We start from the raw sequence: 21,001 nt of genomic DNA, 5'->3' as shown, positions 1-21,001 counted from the left end.
GCTTATTCCTTGTGCGGATTCAGCGAAGCATGCATCTGCGGCTGCGCCTGGGCTCCCTTCGCGGGTGGCTGGCAGGCGGTGGCCTCGGCCAGCAGGTAGGGCTGCAGCAGCGGCATCATGCCCTTGAGCGTCTGCACCGGCAACGCCGAGGTGAAGCTGAAACGCTCCGACTGCTCGCCGGCGACATAGGCGGTGAGAGTGCCGAAATGCCGCGGGCCGAGGAAGAACACGAAGGTGGCGGTGCGGTTGCGCGCCGTCGAGCTGGACACCCAGCCGCTGCGGGTCACCGTCTCGATGCGGTTGTCGCCGGTGCCGGTCTTGCCGCCGACCACCAGCGGCTGACCGTCGGCCTGCAGCAGCACGCCCTTGAGGCGGCGCGCGGTGCCGTTCTCGACCACGTCGGCGACCGCGCTGCGCAGGGCGGTGGCGACCTCGGGCAACATCACCCGTTCGCCGCTGGTGCGCTCGCGCTGCAGGCGGGTTTCGTAGGGGGTGCCGAGGGCGAAGTGCAGGTTGTCGATGCGCACGGTGGGCAGGCGCACGCCGTTGTTGATGATGATCCCCATCAGTTCGGCCAGCGCCGCCGGGCGATCGCCCGAGCTGCCCAGTGCGCTGGCCAGCGACGGCACCATGTGTTCAAAGGGAAAGCCCAGGCGCGCCCAGCGCTGGTGCAGGTCGGTGAAGGCCTCGACCTCGATCATGGTGCGCATGCGGCTGTCGCGGGCGCTGCGGTGACGGCTCTTGAACAGCCATCCATAGACCTCCTGGCGTTCGTCGCGGCTGGCCTCGACCACCTCGCTGAACGTGGCCTGCGGGTTCTGCATGCGGTAGCTGATCAGCCACAGCTCCAGCGGGTGCACGCGGGCGATGTAGCCCTGGTCCGGCAGGTTGAAGGCGTCCGGACCGTAGCGGTGGTAGTAGTCCTCGAGTCTCTTCGGTGTCGGCAACAGTTTCTTGCCCAGGCGCGCCTCCATGACCTGGCTGAACTCCTCCAGGCTGGCCTGCGGGTACAGGTAGCGATGGATGGCAGCCAGGCGCGACTGACTCAGGCGCAGGCCTTCGAGCAGGCTGTCGAACATCTCCTGCGGGGCCTTGTCGCGGTACTTGCGCCAGAAACGCTGCAGGAACACCGTGCCTTCCTTGTCGGCGAAGCGGGTCAGGTACTCGAGGCGGCGCGGATCCTTGTCGTCGGTGAGCATCTGCACGCTGTTGGGCATCTGGTAGGTGCTGTAGCGCACCACATCGCGCAGGATGCGCACGAACGGCAGGTTGAGCGATTCGCGCAGCGACTCGCGGACGGTGGCCCGGCGATTGTTGTCCTCCTTGCGGAAGTTGTTGAAGGTGTGCGCGCCGCCGCCGGTGAAGAAGGTTTCGCCGGGGCTGGCCGAATACTTGCGCTCCAGCGCCGCATCGAGCATCTGTTCCAGGCTGGCCTGCGGAGTCACCCGCAGGTAGTCGAGCGCCCAGCGGCTGAGGTTGTCGCGCTCGTTGGTCTGATGGTACAGCTCGCGCAGCTCGGTCGGGGTCTTGCCGGCATGGCGTTGGTACAGCTCGGCGACCATCTCCAGGTAGGTGGCCAGCACCCGCAGCTTGGCGGTGGAGCCCAGCTCCAGCTTGCTGCCCTCGTTGATGTCGAACGGCTGGCCGGTGGTGTCGGTCTGCACGCGCACGCGGTTGCCGTTGGCGCCGCGCTCGAACAGGGTGAAGCTGTAGCGCACGTCGCCGGTCAGTTGCGGGCTGAGCAGGCGTTCGCCGAACAGGCCGACCTGCTCGGCGAACGCCGGGTCGGCCAGCTTCGCCAGGTAGTCGCTGACCGCCTGCTGCAGGGGCTGGTTGAGGGTGGCATCGACCGACAGATCCAGGCGGTCGAGGTCGTACAGCGGCATGCCCAGATGCCGCACCAGGCGCGTGCGGATGGCGTTGATGCCCTTGTCGCTGGCCACCGGCGGCAGCGCCGGATCGGTGGCCGGGTTGCGGAACGTCAGCTGGCGGGCCAGCGCGGCGTCGCGCAGCGGCTCGCTGATCACCCCGGCACCGGCCAGCACGCGCAGGTGGCTGTCGGTCAGTTCGGCCAGTTCGGCACGGCCGCCGGTCAGGTACCAGGACGGTCGGCGCTGGGCGATCATCAGCGCCAGCACCTGGCGCAGCGCCAGGCCTTGCTCGGCCAGGCTGATGCCCTCTCCGCCGGCCAGCGCCCGGTTGCTCTGCGCGAAGTCGGCGCCGAACCATACCCACAGGCCGTCACCCACGCCATGTACCTCGCCGTAGCCGGGCGCGGCGGACAGCGGCACGCTGTTGATGTAGTCGTGGACGACCTTCTGGCGCAGGGGCAGGGTCTCGCGACCCTCGTGGTAGGCGCGAACGCTGGCCGACAGCATCTGCCGCAGCTTCTCCGTGGCCCCCGTGGTGCGTCCCTCCGGCGAGTGACGGAATTTCTCGATCTGGGTGGCCAGGGTGCTGCCGCCGGCCGTGTCGGTTTCGGCGTCCAGCTTGCTGGCCAGTTGGGTCCAGGCGGCCACGAGGAAGCGCGGCCAGTCGACGGCCGGGTTCTGCTGCACCTGCTCGGTGTCGAGCAGGTGGCGGTTCTCGATGAACAGCAGGCTGGCCACCATCAGCGGGGGAATCTCGGCGAAGCTGCCGTAATGGCGCTGCGGATGACGGAAGTTGAACATCGAGGTGCCGCGGCAGTCGCTGATGTCCAGGCCGGCGAGGGTCTTCTCCCGGTAGGGCGGATTGAGGCCGTAACCGGTGTATTCGAGCAGCGGCGGGGAAAAGCGTGCCTGGCGTTCAACCACGAAGCCCTGGGCGTTCAGCTTGCGGATGAACTCCGGGAGGCCGACATAGCCCAGACGCTGGTCGAACGGTCCGTGCTGCGGATAGTGGATGGCGTCACTGGGGCCGGGTTCGACGCGAAACTTCAGCTTGGCCGACCAGTCGCTGATTAGACGTGACTGCCACTCGGAAGTTTGTGCCTCGCGGGCGGCCAGCACCGCGCCTGCCGCGGCGAGCAACAGCAGCGCGCCGGCAAACCCCGCACGTACCTTCCACATCCGGCGCCGGCTGCGTTTGGCGGCGGCTTGGGCAGTGGCCGACAGGGCTTTTCGATCGATCACGGTTGAGGTCTTCTCGGGGGTGCCCATGCTGTCGCTATCCATGTGAAACATTGGTCACATACTGACAACAGCTTAGCGCGAAATTGCCCTGCCGCGTGGCGCGCCGCCGTGGCTTTGTGACTGCGGCAACGCTTGTCCGCAGGGTGCGACACTCGCGCTGACGCGCCTCTGCGGCAGGCCGATCATTCCAGCGGCGCCACCGGCTGCAGTTGACCTGGCTGCCCTAGATAGTGGGCATGTGAGGGGCTGCGGCGCGGACTCTCAGCCGCGCGCCGCGCTCACCCCCTCGAGGGTGGCGAACGAGGTGTCCTTGGCGGTGAGCAGGAAGTCGCGCATGAACGGCGCATCGAGCATGTCGGCGCGGATGCCGGCGTAGAGCGTGGCGTACAGGCCTTTTTCGCCGAGCTTCTTCGCCGTGACGTAGCCGCGCGAGCTGTATTCGTGCAACGCCCAGTTGGGTAGGCAGCTCACCCCGCGGCCGCTGGCCACCAGCTGCAGCATCATCACCGTCAGCTCGGCGGTGCGCGTCCCGGCCGGCTCGACGTCGGCCGGGTCGAGGAAGCGGGTGAAGATGTCCAGGCGGTCGCGCTCCACCGGATAGTGGATCAGCGTCTCGCCGGCCAGGTCCTCGGCGCTGACCCAGGGCCTGCTGGCCAGCGGGTGCTGGTTGGCCACCGCCAGCTGCGCCTCGTAGGTGAACAGCGGCACGTAGGTGATGCCGGCCAGCTCGACCGGGTCGGAGGTCACCACCAGGTCGAGGTCGCCGCGCGCCAGCGCCGGCAGCGGGGCGAAGGAGAAGCCCGAGGCCAGGTCCAGCTCCACCTCCGGCCAGGCGTCGCGGAACTGGTCGATGGTCGGCATCAGCCACTGGAAGCAGCTGTGGCATTCGATGGCCATGTGCAGGCGACCCGCCGTGCCGCCGGCCAGGCGCGCCAGGTCGCGCTCGGCGCTGCGCAGCTGCGGCAGGATCGCGTCGGCCAGCTGCAGCAGGCGCAGGCCGGCGCTGGTGAAGCGCACCGGCTTGGTCTTGCGCACGAACAGCGACAGGCCGAGGCGCTCCTCCAGTTCCTTGAACTGGTGGGAGAGGGCGGACTGGGTCAGGTGCAGGCGCTCGGCGGCCTCGACCAGGCTGTCGGATTCGCGCAGGGCGTGCAGGGTCTTCAGATAGCGCAGTTCGATCATGGCGGGATGTCCGGTGCAGGTTTTGTGCGTGTGGGAGGCGTGCTCTCGCGGCGATGCGGGCTGCAGCCTCGCCGGCAACCAGGCTTCACCCGAGGCCGGGTCTCCCACACTGCATGGTGAATGAAAATACAGATCATCACGAATTTATTGAGTTTGTCTCATGATAGCCCGGCTGTCGACAATGGCGCCCATCGAAACGCCATTGCCCACAAGGAGACAGACAGATGGCCCTGGCCCATTCCCTCGGATTCCCCCGCATCGGCCGCGACCGCGAGCTGAAGAAAGCCCTCGAAGCCTACTGGAAGGGCGAACTGGACGAGGCCGGCCTGCGTGCGGTCGGCCGTCAGTTGCGCGCCGACCACTGGCAGCTGCAGCAGGACGCCGGCATCGAGCTGCTGCCGGTGGGCGACTTCGCCTGGTACGACCAGGTGCTCAGCCACTCGCTGATGTTCGGCGTGGTGCCCGAGCGCTTCCGCACCGCCGAGGGCCGCGTCACCCTCGACACCCTGTTCGCCATGGCTCGCGGCGTGTCCGGCGCTTGCTGCGGCAATGCCGGCACCCAGGCGCAGGAGATGACCAAGTGGTTCGACAGCAACTACCACTACCTGGTCCCCGAGTTCAGCCGCGACCAGCAGTTCCGCCTGAGCTGGGAACAGCTGTTCGAGGAGGTCGCGGAGGCCCGCGCGCTCGGCCATGCGGTCAAGCCGGTGCTGATCGGCCCGCTGACCTACCTGTGGCTGGGCAAGGTCAGGGGCGCTGCTGCTGAAACCGAGGGCTTCGACAAGCTGGAGCTGCTCGAGCGCCTGCTGCCGGTGTATGGCGAGGTGCTCGGCCGCCTGGCGGCGCTGGGCGTCGAGTGGGTGCAGATCGACGAGCCGATCCTCGGTCTCGACCTGCCGGCGGAGTGGAAGAATGCCTTCGAGCGCGCCTACAACCTGCTGCAGCAGCCGCTGCCCAAGAAGCTGCTGACCACCTACTTCGCCGGTCTGGAGGACAACCTCGGTCTCGCCGCCAACCTGCCGGTGGACGGCCTGCACATCGACCTGGTGCGTGCCCCCGAGCAGTATCCGACCATCCTCGACCGCCTGCCGGCCTACAAGGTGCTCTCCCTGGGCGTGGTCAACGGCCGCAACGTCTGGCGCTGCGACCTGGAGCAGGCCCTGGACGTGCTGCGCCACGCCCACGAGCGCCTCGGCGCGCGCCTGTGGGTGGCACCCAGCTGCTCGCTGCTGCACAGCCCGGTGGATCTCGAGCGCGAGGATCAGCTGGATGACGAACTGCAGGGCTGGCTGGCCTTCGCCGTGCAGAAGTGCGCGGAGGTGGCGACGCTCGCCCGCGCCCTCAACCAGCCGGACGCTCCCGAGGTGCAGGCCGCGCGGGCCGCCAGCCGCGCCGTGCAGCAGGCGCGCGCCCGCTCGCCGCGCATCCACAACCCGCACGTGCAGCAGCGCCTGGCCGCGGTGACGCCGGCCGACAGCCGCCGCGCGTCGCCGTTCGCCGCGCGCATCGCGCAGCAGCGTGCCCGTCTCGACCTGCCGGCGTTTCCCACCACCACCATCGGCTCCTTCCCGCAGACCGCGGCGATCCGCCTGGCGCGCCAGGCGTACCGGCTCGGCAAGCTGAGCGAGACCGACTATGTGGAGGCGATGCAGGCCGAGATCCGTCATGCGCTGAGCGTGCAGGAGAAGCTCGGCCTGGACGTGCTGGTGCACGGCGAAGCCGAGCGCAACGACATGGTCGAGTACTTCGCCGAGCAGCTCGACGGCTACGCCTTCACCCGCTTCGGCTGGGTGCAGAGCTACGGCTCGCGCTGCGTCAAGCCGGCGGTGATCGTCGGCGATCTGAGCCGCCCGCAGGCGATGACCGTGGCGTGGAGCCGCTACGCGCAGAGCCTCACCGACAAGCCCATGAAGGGCATGCTCACCGGGCCGGTGACCATGCTGATGTGGTCGTTCCCGCGCGAGGACGTCAGCCGCGAGGTGCAGGCGCGCCAGCTGGCGCTGGCGATCCGCGACGAGGTGGCGGACTTGGAGGCGGCCGGTATCGGCATCGTGCAGATCGACGAGGCGGCGTTCCGCGAGGGCCTGCCGCTGCGCCGCGCGGCCTGGCAGCACTACCTGGACTGGGCGGTGGACGCCTTCCGCCTGTGTTCCAGCGGCGTGGCCGACGCGACGCAGATCCACACCCACATGTGCTACAGCGAGTTCAACGACGTGATCGAGGCGATCGCCGCCATGGATGCCGACGTGATCACCATCGAGACCTCGCGCTCGCAGATGGAGCTGCTGGAGGCCTTCGAGGCGTTCGAGTATCCCAACGAGATCGGTCCGGGCGTCTACGACATCCACTCGCCGCGGGTGCCGAGCGTGGCGGAAATGGTCGCGCTGATCGAGAAGGCGGCGGAGCGTATCCCGGCCGAGCGGCTGTGGGTCAACCCCGACTGCGGCCTGAAGACTCGCGGTTGGCCGGAGACCCTGGCGGCGCTGGGCAACATGGTCGCCGCGGCGCGCCAGTTGCGCGACAAGGCGCGCGCCGCGGCGTGACTCCGTAGGGTAGAAGACTCCCGCAGCGATCTTCTACCGCTTCCCACGCCTCGGCTGGCGGTGGACAACGCTGCGCGGTTGTCCACCCTACGCCTCACACCGAATCGTAGGGTAGAGGGATTGCGCTGCAATCTTCTACCAGTCTCCAGCGCAGGGCTCAGGACAGCACCGGCCCAGCCTGCTCGCGCTCGCGGATGCCCTGCTCGACGGTGGCGGCGAAGCGCTGCAGCGCCGGCAGGTAGCGCTGGGCGGCCTGCTCGATGGTCATTGCCTTGAGCACGTAGACCAGGTTGACGCAGCCGTACACGCGGCTTTCGCCGCGGATCGGCACGGCGATGGAGGCGATGCGCTCCTCGGTGTTCCAGCTGCCGTAGTTCTCGCCGTAGCCGCGGTGGCGGGTGCGGCGCAGCAGGTTGTCCAGCGCCACCGGGTTGCGCGCCAGGCGACTCTCCTCGTCGTCGCGCTTGGCCAGCAGTTCGACGATCCGCTCGCGTTCGTCCTCCGGGCAGAACGCCAGGTAGGCCAGACCGGTGGCGGTGATCAGCATCGGCAGGCGGCGGCCGACCATCGAGCGGTGGAACGACAGGCGGCTGAAGCGGTGGGTGGTCTCGCGCACCACCATGGCGTCGACGTCGAGGGTGCACAGGTCGGTCGGCCAGTGCACCTCCTGCAGCAGCTCGGCCAGCAGCGGCGCGCCCAGCTCGGAAATCCACTGCTCGTCGCGAAAGCCCTCGCTCAGTTCGCGCACCTTGAGGTTGAGGCGGAAGCTGTCGTCCGACTCGCTGCGCCGCACGTAGCCCTCGTTCTGCAGGGTCTCCAGCAGGCGGCGCACCGTGGTGCGGTGCAGACCGGTCAGCTCGGCCAGTTGCGCCGGGCTGGCGCCGCCGTCCACGCGGTTGAGGGCGTTGAGGATCTGCAGGCCACGGGTCAGGCCGCGCACGGTCTTGTATTCGGTTTCGCGCGTGCTGCTCATCTGTCAGTCACCGGGTCAACTCCGCTTTCAGCGTATTCAAGCATGGCTGGCGCCTGCCAGCCCAGATGGGAAAGCCCTGCTCGCGCCCCTGTGGAGCGCCTGCCCGTGGCGGCCCGCTCAGCGCCTGCCGAGCCCCGTCGGCGCGTCAGCTGGCGCGCTCCAGAGCGGCCGAACGCGCGCGCTGGCCCCGGGAGACACAGCGGCGCAAGCAAAAAAACCTTTAAAAACAGTAGTGTGCACTAAGTGCACGAAGTGGCAGATAGTTTTTTTCCTTCCCGAGTCACGCCCCTAGAATGGCCAGCGTAGGTTCTGAACAAAAAACAACCAGGCAGTGGCCGGCCCGAGGGCGAAGGGATGGCAGGGCCGCATGAGCGGCGACACCGGCAATCCACGGCAAATTTCCTGACACGTTGCGCTTTGGTTGACGGAGACGGGTGGTCTCCAACGATCACGGAGGTTTCATGACTGTAAAACTCAAATGCCTGTCGCATACCCCCCTGCGTGGCCTCAATGACCCGGGCGCCAATGTCGTCGCCGAAGTCGATGCCGCACTGGCCAAGGCACGCGCCGAAGTCGAGGCCTTCGATCCCGAGCTGATCGTGATCTTCGCGCCGGACCACTACAACGGCCTGTTCTACGACCTGATGCCTCCGTTCGTGATCGCCACCGCCGCCGAGTCGGTGGGCGACTACCTGACCCAGCCCGGCCCGCTGTCGGTAGAGAAGGACCTGGCCCTCGAGCTGACCCGTCATGTGCTCGACAGCGACGTCGATATCGCCCTGTCGCACCGCCTGCAGGTGGACCACGGCTGCACCCAGACCCTGGAAGAGCTGACCGGCAGCATCAACCGCTACCCGGTGATCCCGATCATCATCAACTCGGTGGCGCCGCCGTTCGCCCCCTATCGCCGGGTGCGCAAGCTGGGCGAGGCGGTCGGCCGCTTCATCGCCAAGCTCGACAAGCGCGTGCTGATCCTCGGCACCGGCGGCCTGTCCCACGAGCCGCCGGTACCGCTGCTGGCCGACGCCCCCGAAGCGATCAGCGAATTCCTCATCGCCGGGCGCAACCCGACCCCGGAAGCGCGCGCTGCCCGCCAGGCACGCACCATCGCCGCCGGCAAGATCTACGGCACCGCGGAGTCGCTGCAGACCCCGCTCAACGCCGACTGGGACCTGGCCTTCATCGACCTGCTGGTGCAGGGCCGCCTCGACGAGATCGACGAGTTCAAGATCGAGGAGATCTCCAAGGCCGCCGGCCGTTCGGCCCACGAAGTGCGCACCTGGGTCGCCGCCTTCGCGGCGCTGGCTGCCACTGGCGCCTACACCGCCCGCCAGGACTACTACCGGGCGATCAACGAATGGATTGCCGGCTATGGCGTGGTGAGCGCCGAGCAGAACTGAGCCCTGCTTCGGGGTTGCAGCCATCCACAACAAGAGTGCGTCAGCCGCAGCGCGTGCCGCGGCGATGACAAAGAGGTCAGAGACATGAACCACACCGATACCCAGATCCCCAGCGAAGCCGAAATCGTCGCCCGTGCCGAGGCGATGATCCCCTGGCTGCGCGAGAAGGCCGAGTCCTGCGAGAAGGCGCGCATGGTTTCCCGTGAGACCATCCAGGCCTTCCAGGAAGCCGGCTTCTTCAAGATCCTGCAGCCCAAGCGCTGGGGCGGCTACGAGATGCACCCCAACGTGCTCAACAAGGTGCTGATGGAGCTGGCCCGCGGTTGCCCGTCCAGCGCCTGGAACGTGATGGTGCTCGGTGTGCATCCCTTCGAGATCGGTCTGCTCGACCCGCGCTGCGGCGACGAGCTGTGGGGCGAAGACAACACCCGTCTGGTGTCCTCCTCCTACGCGCCCTTCGGTACCGTCACCCGCGTCGACGGCGGCTACCTGCTCAACGGCGAGTGGCTGACCTCCAGCGGTTGCGATCACGCCGCCGGCGGCGCCTTCCTCGGCGGCCGCGTGGCCAATGACCAGGGCCAGATGGAATTCCGTTCATTCTGGGTGCAGCGCAGCGACTTCGAGATCGAGGACGATTGGCACGTGGTCGGCCTGGCCGGCACCGGCAGCAAGAAGCTGCTGATCAAGGAAGTCTTCGTGCCGTCCTACCGCAGCCACGTGATCGGCGACTACGACCAGCACTCCCACGGCCACGTCGAGAACCTGTTCAAGATGCCGTTCTTCTACGTGTTCTACGCCGCGGTGTCCTCGGTGATCATCGGCATGGCGCGCGGCATGGTCGACCTGTACGTCGACCACATGAAGCCGCGCCAGAACCTCAACCAGGCGGTGGGTGCCGCGGTCAACGATCCGTTCATCAAGAGCCGTCTGGGCGAGGCCTACGCCAAGATCCTCGGCGCCACCACCCGCGTGCTGCACAACACCGACGAAGCCTGGAGCTACGCCTCCCAGGGCCAGCTGGTACCGCTGGACGTGCGCGTGCGCCACTTCGCCACCAACCAGTTCACCGGCGGCGAGTGCTTCGATGCGGCGCACATGATCTTCAAGAAGACCGCCACCCGTGGCGTGTGGCTGAGCAGCCCGATGCAGCGGCAGATGCGCGACATCCTGGTCGGTGCCAACCACATCACCCAGAACCAGGACAACATCGGCGACCTGCTCGGTGGCCAGCTGCTCGGCAATCCGATGCCGGCGGCCAACCCGTTCGGCGTCAAGGCCTGACCCCGAGTCGGAACCGATGGGCGGGCCAAAGAGCCCGCCCACATCTGCCCGCTGCGTGAGAAACAAAGCCATGAGCAAAGAGATCAACCAGCTGCTGGACTGGATCCCCAACGCCGACCTGGCCGCCCTGCCGGTGGTCAGCGCCGACGACCACCGTGTCGGCATGCGCAACCTGGCCGCCGCGGTGACCATCATCACCGCCCGCGATGGCGACACCCATCTCGGCCTGACCGCCACCGCGGTGTGCTCGGTGACCGCCGAGCCGCCGCGCCTGGTGGTGTTCGTCAACAAGAAGGTCGCCGCCAGCGAGGCCATCCTCAACAGCGGCGCGCTGTGCGTGAACGTGCTGTCCGGCGAGCAGGAGCATGAAGCCAAGGTGTTCGCCGGCATGGTCGAGGGCGTGCACGGCGAGGCGCGTTTCCAGCACGGCCAGTGGCGCGACCTGGCCAGCGGCGTGCCGGTGCTCGACGGCGCCGTCGCCAACTTCGATTGCCGCGTGGTCAAGGTCTTCGACGAGAGCACCCACCACGCCTTCCTGTGCGAGGTCCTGGCCACCCGCGGCCAGCCGGGCGGCGAGCCGCTCCTGTACCTGAACGGCGCCTTCCGCCGTCTCGCCCCCCAAGCCTGAATTCGAGGAAATTGTTGATGACCGCACAAGCGCTGACCGAAGCCTCCACCAGCAAGTTCGTCCGCATCCAGGACGGCGAACTCGACCTGAACATCCACTACAACGACTGCGGCGACGGTGCCGAAACCGTGGTCATGCTGCACGGCTCCGGTCCCGGTGCCAGCGGCTGGGCCAACTTCAACCGCAACATCGAGCCGCTGGTGGCGGCCGGCTACCGGGTGATCCTCATGGACTGCCCGGGCTGGAGCAAGAGCGACTCGATCGTCTGCACCGGCTCGCGCTCCGACCTCAACGCCCGCGTGCTCAAGGGTCTGGTCGACGCGCTGGACCTTGATCGCGTGCACATCCTCGGCAACTCCATGGGTGGCCACAGCGCCGTCGCCTTCGCCCTCGCCAACCCCGAGCGCGTCGGCAAGCTGGTGCTGATGGGTGGTGGCACCGGCGGGATGAGTCCCTTCGTGCCGATGCCGAGCGAAGGCATCAAGCTGCTGCAGGGCCTGTACCGCGAGCCGACCATCGAAAACCTCAAGAAGATGATGAACATCTTCGTCTACGACACCAGCGATCTGACCGAGGAGCTGTTCCAGGCCCGTCTCGACAACATGCTCAACCGTCGCGATCACCTGGAAAACTTCGTCAAGAGCCTGGATGCCAACCCCAAGCAGTTCCCCGACTTCAGTCCGCGTCTGGGCGAGATCAAGGCCAAGACCCTGGTCATCTGGGGCCGCAACGACCGCTTCGTGCCGATGGACACCGGCCTGCGCCTGATCGCCGGCATCGCCAACTCGGAGCTGCACGTGTTCAACGGTTGCGGCCACTGGGCGCAGTGGGAGCACGCCGACAAGTTCAACCGCATGGTGCTGGACTTCCTGACCCACTGAGCCGTCACCGCCGGCCGTTGCGGCTGGTCGTGAGCGCTGCCCGCGCCGTCGGCTGACGCCACTGCGCGGGTACTGTTCTGTTCAACCCTGCATCAGGCGGATGCAGGGGCTTTCCGCCTGTGCCGCCCGTCCTCTGCCAAGCCAGGGGATGGGGTGGTGCAGGCTTTTTTATTGGAAAAATCCTTTTAAAACAACGATGTGCACTCAGTGCACGCGTTGGTGATTTTTCATTGTCGGGCTTTTTCGGCCGTTCCTATACTCGCGGCGACAACAAAGGCCCCAGTGCAGATACGGTCAAGCGCCCCGTGCTCTGACCGTCGCTCGCTGCCGGACCACCGACAGCCAAGCGCCCGCGACGCATTCGCGGATCAGCGGCGGCACCCGATTTGCGCGCACCCCGAGGTAACTCATGAGCGTGACCCAACAGACCCTGGAACAACTGGCCGCCGCCCTGCGCGAGGCCGAGGCGAGCGGGGTGGCCGTCGAGCCGCTGCGCGATCTGATCGGCGTGGACAACGGTGCGGCGGCCTACGCCATCCAGCGCCTCAACATCGCCCACGGCGTGGCCAACGGCCGCCGCGTGGTCGGCCGCAAGATCGGCCTGACCAATCCCAAGGTGCAGGCCCAGCTCGGCGTCGACCAGCCGGACTTCGGCACCCTGTTCGCCGACATGGGCTACGGCGACAACGAGGTGGTGCCGTTCGGCCGCGTGCTGCAGCCGAAGATCGAGGCCGAGATCGCCCTGATCCTGGAAAAGGACCTGCCGCGCGCCGACACCACCTTCGCCGAACTGCTCGACGCCACCGGCTGGGTGCTGCCGGCGCTGGAGATCGTCGGCAGCCGCGTGCAGAACTGGAACATCCGTTTCGTCGACACCGTGGCCGACAACGCCTCCAGCGGCTGCTACGTGCTCGGTGGCCCGGCGCGGCGCATCCAGGACGTCGACCTGCGCCAGGCCGCCATGCGCATGACCCGCAACGGCGAGGAAGTGTCCAGCGGCAGCGGCGCCGAGTGCCTCGGCCATCCGCTGAATGCCGCGGTGTGGCTGGCGCGCACCATGGCCCGCCTCGGCGAGCCGCTCAAGGCCGGCGACGTGATCCTCACCGGCGCCCTCGGCCCGATGGTCGGCGTGGCCGCCGGCGACCGCTTCGAGGCCGAGATCGACGGCATCGGCCAGGTCGGCGTCAGCTTCAGCGCCGAGTGATTTCCTCGCCCGATCCGGGTGCAGCAGTGAGACCAAACATGAAAAAACTCAAAGTCGCCATCATCGGCTCCGGCAACATCGGTACCGACCTGATGATCAAGATCCTGCGTCACGGCCAGAATCTGGAAATGGGCGCCATGGTCGGCATCGACCAGGCCTCCGACGGTCTGGCCCGCGCCGCCCGCATGGGCGTGGCCACCACCCACGAGGGTGTCGAAGGCCTGACCCGCATGGCGGTGTTCCAGGACATCGACTTCGTCTTCGACGCCACCAGCGCCGGCGCCCACGTGAAGAACGACGCCTTCCTGCGCTCGCTCAAGCCGAACATCCGCCTGATCGACCTGACCCCGGCCGCCATCGGCCCGTACTGCGTGCCGGTGGTCAACCTGGAAGAGCACCTGGATGCGCTGAACGTCAACATGGTCACCTGCGGCGGCCAGGCCACCATCCCGATGGTCGCCGCGGTCTCCCGCGTGGCCAAGGTGCACTACGCCGAGATCGTCGCCTCGATCGCCTCGAAATCCGCCGGCCCGGGCACCCGCGCCAACATCGACGAGTTCACCGAGACCACCACCCAGGCCATCGAAGTGATCGGCGGCGCCGCCAAGGGCAAGGCGATCATCGTCATGAACCCGGCCGAACCGCCGCTGATCATGCGCGACACCGTGTTCGTGCTGTCCGAAGCGGTCGACCAGGCCAAGGTCGAGGCTTCGGTCGAGGAAATGGCCCAGGCCGTGCAGGCCTACGTGCCGGGCTACCGCCTCAAGCAGAAGGTGCAGTTCGACGTCATCCCCGCAGACAAGCCGCTGACCATCCCGGGCCACGGCACCTTCTCCGGTCTGAAGACCTCGGTGTTCCTCGAAGTCGAAGGCGCCGCCCACTACCTGCCGGCCTACGCCGGCAACCTCGACATCATGACCTCCGCCGCGCTGGCTACCGCCGAGCGCATGGCGCTTTCCATGATCAACGCCTGAGGAGAAGCGCCATGACCTTCGACCCGAGCAAGAAGCTGTACATCTCCGACGTCACCCTGCGCGACGGCAGCCACGCGGTGCGCCACCAGTACTCGCTGCAGAACGTGCAGGACATCGCCCGCGCCCTCGACGAGGCCCGCGTCGATTCCATCGAAGTCACCCACGGCGACGGCCTGCAGGGTTCCAGCTTCAACTACGGCTTCGGCGCGCACACCGACCTGGAGTGGATCGAGGCCGCCGCCGACGTCATTAAGCACGCCAAGATCACCGTGCTGCTGCTGCCCGGCATCGGCACGGTCCACGACCTCAAGGCCGCTTTTGATGCCGGTGCCCGTTCGGTGCGCATCGCCACCCACTGCACCGAAGCGGACGTCTCCAAGCAGCACATCGAGTACGCGCGCAGCCTGGGCATGGACACCGTCGGCTTCCTGATGATGAGCCACATGATCCCGGCCGAGCAGCTGGCGGCGCAGGGCAAGCTGATGGAAAGCTACGGCGCGCAGTGCATCTACATGGCCGACTCCGGTGGCGCGATGAACATGCAGGACATCCGTGAGCGCATGCGCGCCTTCAAGGCCGTGCTGGATGCCGCGACCCAGACCGGCATGCACGCCCACCACAACCTCAGCCTCGGCGTGGCCAACTCGATCACCGCGGTGGAAGAGGGCTGCGACCGCATCGACGCCAGCCTGGCCGGCATGGGTGCCGGTGCCGGTAATGCTCCTCTGGAGGTGTTCATCGCCGCCGCCGAGCGCATGGGCTGGAACCACGGTACCGACCTGTATCGCCTGATGGACGCCGCCGACGACCTGGTGCGTCCGCTGCAGGACCGTCCGGTGCGCGTCGACCGCGAGACCCTCGGCCTCGGCTACGCCGGCGTCTACTCGAGCTTCCTGCGCCACGCCGAAGTGGCCGCCGAGAAGTACGGTCTGAAGACCCTCGACATCCTCGTCGAACTGGGCAAGCGCCGCATGGTCGGCGGCCAGGAAGACATGATCGTCGACGTCGCCCTGGACCTGCTCAAGCGCTGATTCCTGAAAAAAGAACCATCCCGGCTGCCGTAAGGCGGCCGGTCGTCGTCGTCCCCCCCAAATGAGAGGCACAACAATAATGACGACCTACACTGCGCAACACACAGAGACCACTGCCGTGAATCAAGACAGCCGTCGCACCTGGGTGACCATCGCCCTGTGCTTTGCCGTCGCCGTACTGGAAGGCATCGACTTCCAGGCGCCGGGTATCGCCGCCCGCGGCATGGCCGCCGCCTTCGAACTGGACAAGCTGCAGATGGGCTGGGTGTTCAGTGCCGGCATCCTCGGCCTGCTGCCCGGCGCCCTGGTCGGCGGCTGGCTGGCCGACCGTATCGGCCGCAAGCAGGTGCTGATCGCCTCCGTGGCGCTGTTCGGCGTGTTCTCCATTGCCACCGCCCACGCCTGGGACCTGAACAGCCTGATCGTCGCGCGCCTGCTGACCGGTGTCGGCCTCGGCGCCGCGCTGCCCAACCTGATCGCCCTGTGCTCGGAAGCCGCCGGTGAGCGCCTGCGCGGCACTGCGGTGAGCATGATGTACTGCGGCGTGCCGCTGGGCGCCGCGCTGGCGGCGATGATCGGCATCGTCGGCTACTTCGACGACTGGACCGTGCCGTTCTACGTCGGCGGCGTGCTGCCGCTGCTGGTGGTGCCGCTGCTGGCGCTGTGGCTGCCCGAGTCGGCGGCCTTCAAGGCCCGCCAGGAGTCGACCAGCGAAGAGCCGCGTGTCCCGGTGCTCGAGGGCCTGTTCCACAACGGCGCGGCGCTGCCGACCGTGCTGCTGTGGGTCGCCTACTTCTTCACTCTGATGGTGGTGTACATGCTGATCAGCTGGCTGCCGAGCCTGCTGGTCGGTCAGGGCTTCAGCGGCGTGCAGGCCAGTTGGGTGATCTTCTCCCTGCAGATCGGCGCCACCGTCGGCACCCTGATGCTCGGCGTGCTGATGAACACCCTGCGCCCGCTGGGCATCGCCGGACTGATCTATCTCGGCCTGCTCGCCGCACTGGCCGCCCTCGGCATGGCCGAGAGCTTCGCCAGCATGCTGGTGGCCGGCTTCGCCGCCGGCATGTTCGCCACCGGTGGGCAGGGCGTGCTGTATGCGCTGGCGCCGCTGTTCTACCGCACCGAGGTGCGCGCCACCGGCGTCGGCACCGCGGTGGCGGTCGGTCGCCTGGGCGCCATGAGTGGCCCGCTGGTGGCCGGCAAGATGCTCGCCCTGGGCACCGGCACCGTCGGGGTGATGGCCGCCTCGGCGCCGGGGCTGGTGGTGGCCGGCATCGCGGTGTTCTACCTGTTCGTGCGCTCGCGCAAGAGCTGATCGTCAGCGCAGCGACGGTCCCCGTGCGGGGCCGCCGCTGGCCAGCTAACGCTGCAGTGGCCGGGGCGATGCCCCCTCGTTGCCCGCCTGCGGCGGCACCGCGCGCGGCACCAGCCGACCGTGCACGACAACCGGGGCAGCCTCGCTGCCGCCGGTTTTTTGCGTTTGCAGGTAGCGCACCAGCTTCTGCTGCTGCATCGGGCCGAGCAGCAGGCCGAGCTTGCTGCGTCGCCAGAGGATGTCCTCGGCACTCTGCGCCCACTCCTCCTCGCACAGGTAGTCCACCTCGCGGGCGTACAGGCCGGCGCCGAAGTTCTCGCCCAGGTCCATCAGGCAGTGCACGTCCTCCAGCAGCTGCCAGGCGCGGGTGCCGTAGCTGCCCGCCCAGCGCCGGGCCAGGTCGCTGGCCAGCCAGCCATGGGCGTCGCACAGCGCTTCGGCCAGCGCGCTCACCGACTCCAGCTCCTCGGCGCCGGGCAGCTTGCTGCTCGCCGTCCACGGCGGCCCCATGTGCGGCAGGAACGGCGCCAGTTGCTCCAGCGCCGCCTCGGCCAGCTTGCGGTAGGTGGTCAGCTTGCCGCCGAACACCGACAGCAGGGGGGGGCTGCCGCGCTCGTCGGACAGTTCGAGGTGGTAGTCGCGGGTGATCGTCGAGGGATTGCCGCTGGCGTCGTCGTACAGCGGGCGCACGCCGGCGAAGTGGCTGACGATGTCGCGGCGCTCGATCTGTTTGCGGAAGTGCGCGTTGACCACCTCGAGCAGGTAATCGATTTCCTCGTCGCTGATCTGCACCGCTGCCGGGTCGCCGTGGTACTCGCGGTCGGTGGTGCCGATCAGGCTGAAGCGCTGCAGGTAGGGAATGACGAAGACGATGCGCCCGTCGGTGTTCTGCAGGATGTAGGCCTGCTCGCCGTCGTGCAGGCGTGGCACCACGATGTGGCTGCCCTGGATCAGGCGCATGTGTCTGCTGCTGGGCTGGTGGAGGCCCTCGCGCAGCACCTGCTCGACCCAGGGGCCGGCGGCGTTGATCAGGCTGCGCGCGCGCAGCGACAGGCGGCTGCCATCCTCGCGCTCCAGCTGCAGGTGCCAGAGGCCCTTGCTGCGCCGCGCGCCGATGCAGCGGGTGCGGGTGTGAATGTGCGCGCCGTGTTCGCGGGCGCTCATGGCGTTGAGCACCACCAGGCGCGCGTCGTCGACCCAGCAGTCGGAATACTCGAAGCCTTCGCTGATCTCCGCCTTCAGCGGGCAGCCGGCGCCGAAGGTCAGGTGGCGCGAGCCGGGCAGGCTGTGGCGGGCGCCCAGATGGTCGTAGAGAAATAGGCCGGCGCGGATCATCCACGCCGGGCGCAGGTGCGGGCGGTGCGGCAGGATGAAGCGCATCGGCCGCACCAGGTGCGGCGCCATGCCGAGCAGCACCTCGCGTTCGCCGAGGGCCTCGCGCACCAGGCGGAACTCGTGGTGTTCCAGGTAGCGCAGGCCGCCGTGGATCAGCTTGCTGCTGGCCGAGGAGGTGTGCGCGGCCAGGTCATGCTGCTCGCAGAGAAACACCGCCAGGCCGCGTCCTGCCGCGTCGGCGGCGATGCCGCAACCGTTGATGCCGCCGCCGATCACGGCCAGGTCGTAGACCTCGGCCAGCGGCGCGGTGAAGGGGGAGGATGCTGTCATGATGGCGGCGCCTTTTCTTGTCTGTCGGTCCATGGCCAGATGCTTGGGCATGGCTGCCCGACTGTTGGCTTTTGCGTTACCTTTGACTCCATTCTCGTCCGTTTTCATGAAGCCAGCATGACTCCCGCCATAGATCTGTTGAAGAAAGTTCGCGCCCCCCACACAGTTCACAGTTACAGCCACGATCCCAAGGCGCCGTCCTACGGCCTGGAGGCGGCGGAGAAGCTCGGTCTGGCGCCGGAGCGGGTGTTCAAGACCCTGCTCGCCGCCAGCGAGAAGGGTGAACTGCTGGTAGCGGTGGTGCCGGTGGCCGGCAGTCTAGACCTCAAGGCGCTGGCCCAGGCGGCGGGCGTGAAGAAGGCCGAGATGGCCGACCCCGGCGCGGCGCAGCGCGCCACCGGCTATCTGCTCGGCGGCATCAGCCCGCTGGGCCAGAAGAAGCGCCTGCGCACCTTCATCGACGAGTCGGCGCGGGCGTTCCCGAGCGTGTTCGTCAGCGCCGGGCGCCGTGGCCTGGAGGTGGAGCTGGCGGCCGAGGTGCTGGCACAGCACACCCAGGCCGGCTTTGCGGCCATCGGCCGCTAGCGCTGGTACGGGCAGGGGCGTGCGCCTTGCCCATGCCCGCGGCGGGTCACGACTCGCTCTGCATGTGCGCAGTGTAGGCCACGGTCAGTTCCTGCATTTGGGTCAGCAGGCTTTCGGTGGTGATGGCGATCACCGTCGGCACGTAGCGGCCTTCCGCGGAGAGCTCGAAGCCGACCCGCGAGTACTGCCACTGGGCGTCGGCCTTGCTCAGCGCCGCGCTGATCTCGCGGGTGTTCTGCTTGGCGTTCTGCAGTTCGATCAGGGCCTGGCCGAACTCGTTCACCGCCTGCTTGAACTGCTCGTCCAGCTCGTTGACCGGCAGGTGCCAGCTGCGCGCCAGGTACAGCTTGGCGATGCGCTGGCTGAGCATGCGCTGGCGGCCACTGCGGTTGACCAGCCAGGCGCTGTTGTTGCCGGTGTGGCGCTCGATCAGCTGGACCACCTTCTCGCACTGGGCCAGCAGCTCGTCGCTCAGCCCCAGCAGCGCGACGGCGCGCTGCTTGTCCGGGCTGCTCAGGGCCAGCTCGCGATAGCGCTGCCACAGTCCGCCGGCCTTGGTCAGTTCGCTGCGGATGGCTTCGTTGGGTGCGTATTCGACCAGCGCCAGATGGTTCTTCTCGAAAGTGGCCATGCTCTGGTCGAGCTGGACGTTGGCCTCGTCGGCGCGCACCTCGGTGCCGATCATCAGGTAGCTCTTGGCGATGCGCTGGCTGAGCATGCGCTGCATGCCGGACAGGTTGACCGCTTCGGCGTTGTCGATGGCGGCTTGGGTCAGTGGGCTGCACAGGCCCAGGACGAGCAGCAGGGGGAGAGCAAGGCATTTGATCATGACGGTTTTCCTTGGGTTGGACGTGGCGGCGCAGGGCGCCGCCAGCAGGGTGACGGGCTCCTCCGGAGCCCGCTGAATCAGTAGCTGTACTGCAGCTGCAGCCACAACTTGTCGGTGTCGACGGAGAACTCGTCGGCATCGTAGCGGGCGTACTTGACCAGGCCGGTCAGCCCCTTGATCCCGGGGATCGCCCGGCCATAGGACAGGTCGAGCTCCTCGCCGTACTGGCTGCTGCCTTCCTCGGCGCGGAAGTCGTGGTACCAGGCCTGCAGGGTGCCGCCGAGCAGCGCGGTGCTGGCGCCGAGATAGGCGTCCCGGATGCCGTCGGCCGGGGTGGTGAGGAACTGGTCGGCCCAGCCCTGGAAGGCGTGCTTGGTCGCCAGCGGCGTCTGGAAGGCGCGGTTGCCGCTGCCGTTATCGCCGCCGAGCACCTCGTAGCCGGCCTTGAGCTGCACGCCGGCGAGGCTGTAGCCCAGCTCGGCCAGGTAGTAGTCGCTGTCCAGCTCCTGCGGGTTGTCGGCGTAGTCCTGCTGCTGGGCGTACTCGAGGGCGTAGGAGATGCCCTGCACCGCGCCGTTCAGGCGCACGCCGCTGGTCTGGCTGGACAGCGTGCCGTAGGCGCCGGCGGCGCTCAGGGCGAGGTTGTCGAGGCCGAGCAGGTAGTGATAGGCGGTGACGGTCAGCTCCGGACGCAGCACGTACTGGGCGTTGAGCAGGTGGCTGTGGCCCTCGATGTTGGCCGGATTGCTGCGATTGGCGAAGCGGCCGTTGTCCGGGCCGAAGATGCTGTTGATGTTGTCGAGGTAGGCGTAGGTGAGGGTCAGGCCGTCGAGCGGCTTGAGCTGGCCGAGCACCGCGTCGTAGGTCTGTTCGTTCTGCCGCCAGGCGACGCCGCCGACGAAGCGCTGGTTGTCGAGGTTGATGCGCTGGCGGCCGAGTACCGCGTTGCCCACATTGTGCTCGTAGCGCAGCAGGGCCTGGTTGATCTCGCTGCCGTCCGGGTCGGCGACCACCGAGTGGCCGGTCTGACCATTGCGGGTGTCGTTGTAGGCGGCATCGCCCAGGCGCGCGACGTTGTCGGCCTCGACCAGCGCGGACAGGCCGTACCACTTGCCGCTCTGCAGGCTCAGGCGGGTGCGCAGGGTCTGGGCGTTGGCGTGGTCGAGGGCATTGTTCTGGTCGACGTGTTCGTAGCGGTAGCGGGCATCGATGCCGACCTTGCCCGCGGTGAACAGGTTGCCGAAGTCCTCGGCGGCGAAGGTGGCGTGGCTGGTCGTGCTGGCGGCGATGGCGAGCGACAGCAGCGAGAGTTTCATCATGCGCATTGCGAGCGTTCCTTGTGGCCCAAAACGAAAAAACGCCACAGCCTCCGCCGCTCTGTACGAGGGAGATGCTGT

At 67.8% G+C, this 21,001-nt stretch carries 16 protein-coding genes; 10 read left to right on the top strand and 6 right to left on the bottom strand.

Annotation, left to right across the window (positions count from 1 at the left end; translation table 11 throughout):
* Nucleotides 1-2: 2 nt before the first annotated feature.
* Together BM297_RS17735 and metR are read right to left on the bottom strand one after the other, a co-directional pair.
* Nucleotides 3-3,140 (bottom strand): transglycosylase domain-containing protein, encoded by a 3,138-nt coding sequence (locus BM297_RS17735; RefSeq protein WP_175526686.1) that lies wholly within the window; start codon nt 3,138-3,140, stop codon nt 3-5.
* A 234-nt stretch (nt 3,141-3,374) separates the two neighbouring features.
* Nucleotides 3,375-4,295 carry a transcriptional regulator MetR gene (gene metR / locus BM297_RS17730; RefSeq protein WP_092433963.1) on the bottom strand — a complete coding sequence of 307 codons (921 nt, stop codon included), beginning with the start codon at nt 4,293-4,295 and terminating at the stop codon, nt 3,375-3,377.
* Between the two features lie 224 nt (nt 4,296-4,519).
* On the opposite strand from metR, the gene metE reads away from it, so the two are divergent.
* Nucleotides 4,520-6,838 carry a 5-methyltetrahydropteroyltriglutamate--homocysteine S-methyltransferase gene (gene metE / locus BM297_RS17725; protein ID WP_092433960.1) on the top strand — a complete coding sequence of 773 codons (2,319 nt, stop codon included), beginning with the start codon at nt 4,520-4,522 and terminating at the stop codon, nt 6,836-6,838.
* 157 nt (nt 6,839-6,995) lie between these two features.
* On the opposite strand, the gene BM297_RS17720 is transcribed toward metE, so the two are convergent.
* Nucleotides 6,996-7,811 carry a DNA-binding transcriptional regulator gene (locus BM297_RS17720; RefSeq protein WP_092433957.1) on the bottom strand — a complete coding sequence of 272 codons (816 nt, stop codon included), beginning with the start codon at nt 7,809-7,811 and terminating at the stop codon, nt 6,996-6,998.
* A 461-nt stretch (nt 7,812-8,272) separates the two neighbouring features.
* Here BM297_RS17720 and BM297_RS17715 point away from each other — a divergent pair, with 461 nt between their 5' ends.
* The 8 genes from BM297_RS17715 to mhpT all read left to right on the top strand — a co-directional run bounded on the left by BM297_RS17715 (nt 8,273) and on the right by mhpT (nt 16,525).
* Nucleotides 8,273-9,211: a 3-carboxyethylcatechol 2,3-dioxygenase gene (locus BM297_RS17715; protein ID WP_092433954.1), complete on the top strand. Its 939-nt coding sequence runs from the start codon at nt 8,273-8,275 to the stop codon at nt 9,209-9,211.
* A gap of 84 nt (nt 9,212-9,295) precedes the next feature.
* Nucleotides 9,296-10,492: an acyl-CoA dehydrogenase family protein gene (locus BM297_RS17710; protein ID WP_092433951.1), complete on the top strand. Its 1,197-nt coding sequence runs from the start codon at nt 9,296-9,298 to the stop codon at nt 10,490-10,492.
* A gap of 70 nt (nt 10,493-10,562) precedes the next feature.
* The gene (locus BM297_RS17705) at nt 10,563-11,120 is read left to right on the top strand and encodes a flavin reductase family protein (RefSeq protein ID WP_092433947.1); all 558 of its coding nucleotides are present in this window, start codon (nt 10,563-10,565) and stop codon (nt 11,118-11,120) included.
* Nucleotides 11,121-11,137: 17 nt separating this feature from the next.
* Entirely contained in the window at nt 11,138-12,001 is an 864-nt protein-coding gene (locus BM297_RS17700; RefSeq protein ID WP_092433946.1) for an alpha/beta fold hydrolase, read from the top strand.
* Between the two features lie 409 nt (nt 12,002-12,410).
* Complete coding sequence (gene mhpD / locus BM297_RS17695; RefSeq protein ID WP_092433943.1) at nt 12,411-13,205, top strand: 2-keto-4-pentenoate hydratase; 795 nt, start codon at nt 12,411-12,413, stop codon at nt 13,203-13,205.
* Between the two features lie 38 nt (nt 13,206-13,243).
* Complete coding sequence (locus BM297_RS17690) at nt 13,244-14,179, top strand: acetaldehyde dehydrogenase (acetylating) (protein ID WP_092433941.1); 936 nt, start codon at nt 13,244-13,246, stop codon at nt 14,177-14,179.
* Between the two features lie 11 nt (nt 14,180-14,190).
* The gene (gene dmpG / locus BM297_RS17685; protein ID WP_092433939.1) at nt 14,191-15,210 is read left to right on the top strand and encodes a 4-hydroxy-2-oxovalerate aldolase; all 1,020 of its coding nucleotides are present in this window, start codon (nt 14,191-14,193) and stop codon (nt 15,208-15,210) included.
* A 79-nt stretch (nt 15,211-15,289) separates the two neighbouring features.
* Nucleotides 15,290-16,525, top strand: a complete 1,236-nt coding sequence (mhpT, locus tag BM297_RS17680; protein ID WP_092433936.1) for a 3-(3-hydroxy-phenyl)propionate transporter MhpT — start codon at nt 15,290-15,292, stop codon at nt 16,523-16,525.
* A gap of 45 nt (nt 16,526-16,570) precedes the next feature.
* Here mhpT and glpD read toward each other — a convergent pair whose 3' ends face one another.
* Nucleotides 16,571-18,190: a glycerol-3-phosphate dehydrogenase gene (gene glpD / locus BM297_RS17675; protein WP_092433932.1), complete on the bottom strand. Its 1,620-nt coding sequence runs from the start codon at nt 18,188-18,190 to the stop codon at nt 16,571-16,573.
* Nucleotides 18,191-18,307: 117 nt separating this feature from the next.
* Here glpD and ybaK point away from each other — a divergent pair, with 117 nt between their 5' ends.
* Nucleotides 18,308-18,775, top strand: a complete 468-nt coding sequence (gene ybaK / locus BM297_RS17670) for a Cys-tRNA(Pro) deacylase (RefSeq protein ID WP_092433929.1) — start codon at nt 18,308-18,310, stop codon at nt 18,773-18,775.
* Between the two features lie 46 nt (nt 18,776-18,821).
* Here ybaK and BM297_RS17665 read toward each other — a convergent pair whose 3' ends face one another.
* On the bottom strand, nt 18,822-19,604 hold the full coding sequence (locus BM297_RS17665) for a type IV pili methyl-accepting chemotaxis transducer N-terminal domain-containing protein (protein WP_092433924.1): 783 nt from the start codon (nt 19,602-19,604) through the stop codon (nt 18,822-18,824).
* A gap of 77 nt (nt 19,605-19,681) precedes the next feature.
* The gene (locus BM297_RS17660) at nt 19,682-20,929 is read right to left on the bottom strand and encodes an alginate export family protein (RefSeq protein WP_092433921.1); all 1,248 of its coding nucleotides are present in this window, start codon (nt 20,927-20,929) and stop codon (nt 19,682-19,684) included.
* Nucleotides 20,930-21,001 lie beyond the last annotated feature (72 nt).

Origin of the sequence: Geopseudomonas sagittaria (assembly GCF_900115715.1) — a bacterium.
In the GTDB taxonomy this organism is placed as follows: domain Bacteria; phylum Pseudomonadota; class Gammaproteobacteria; order Pseudomonadales; family Pseudomonadaceae; genus Geopseudomonas; species Geopseudomonas sagittaria.
This window is presented reverse-complemented; position numbering and strand designations above follow the sequence as displayed.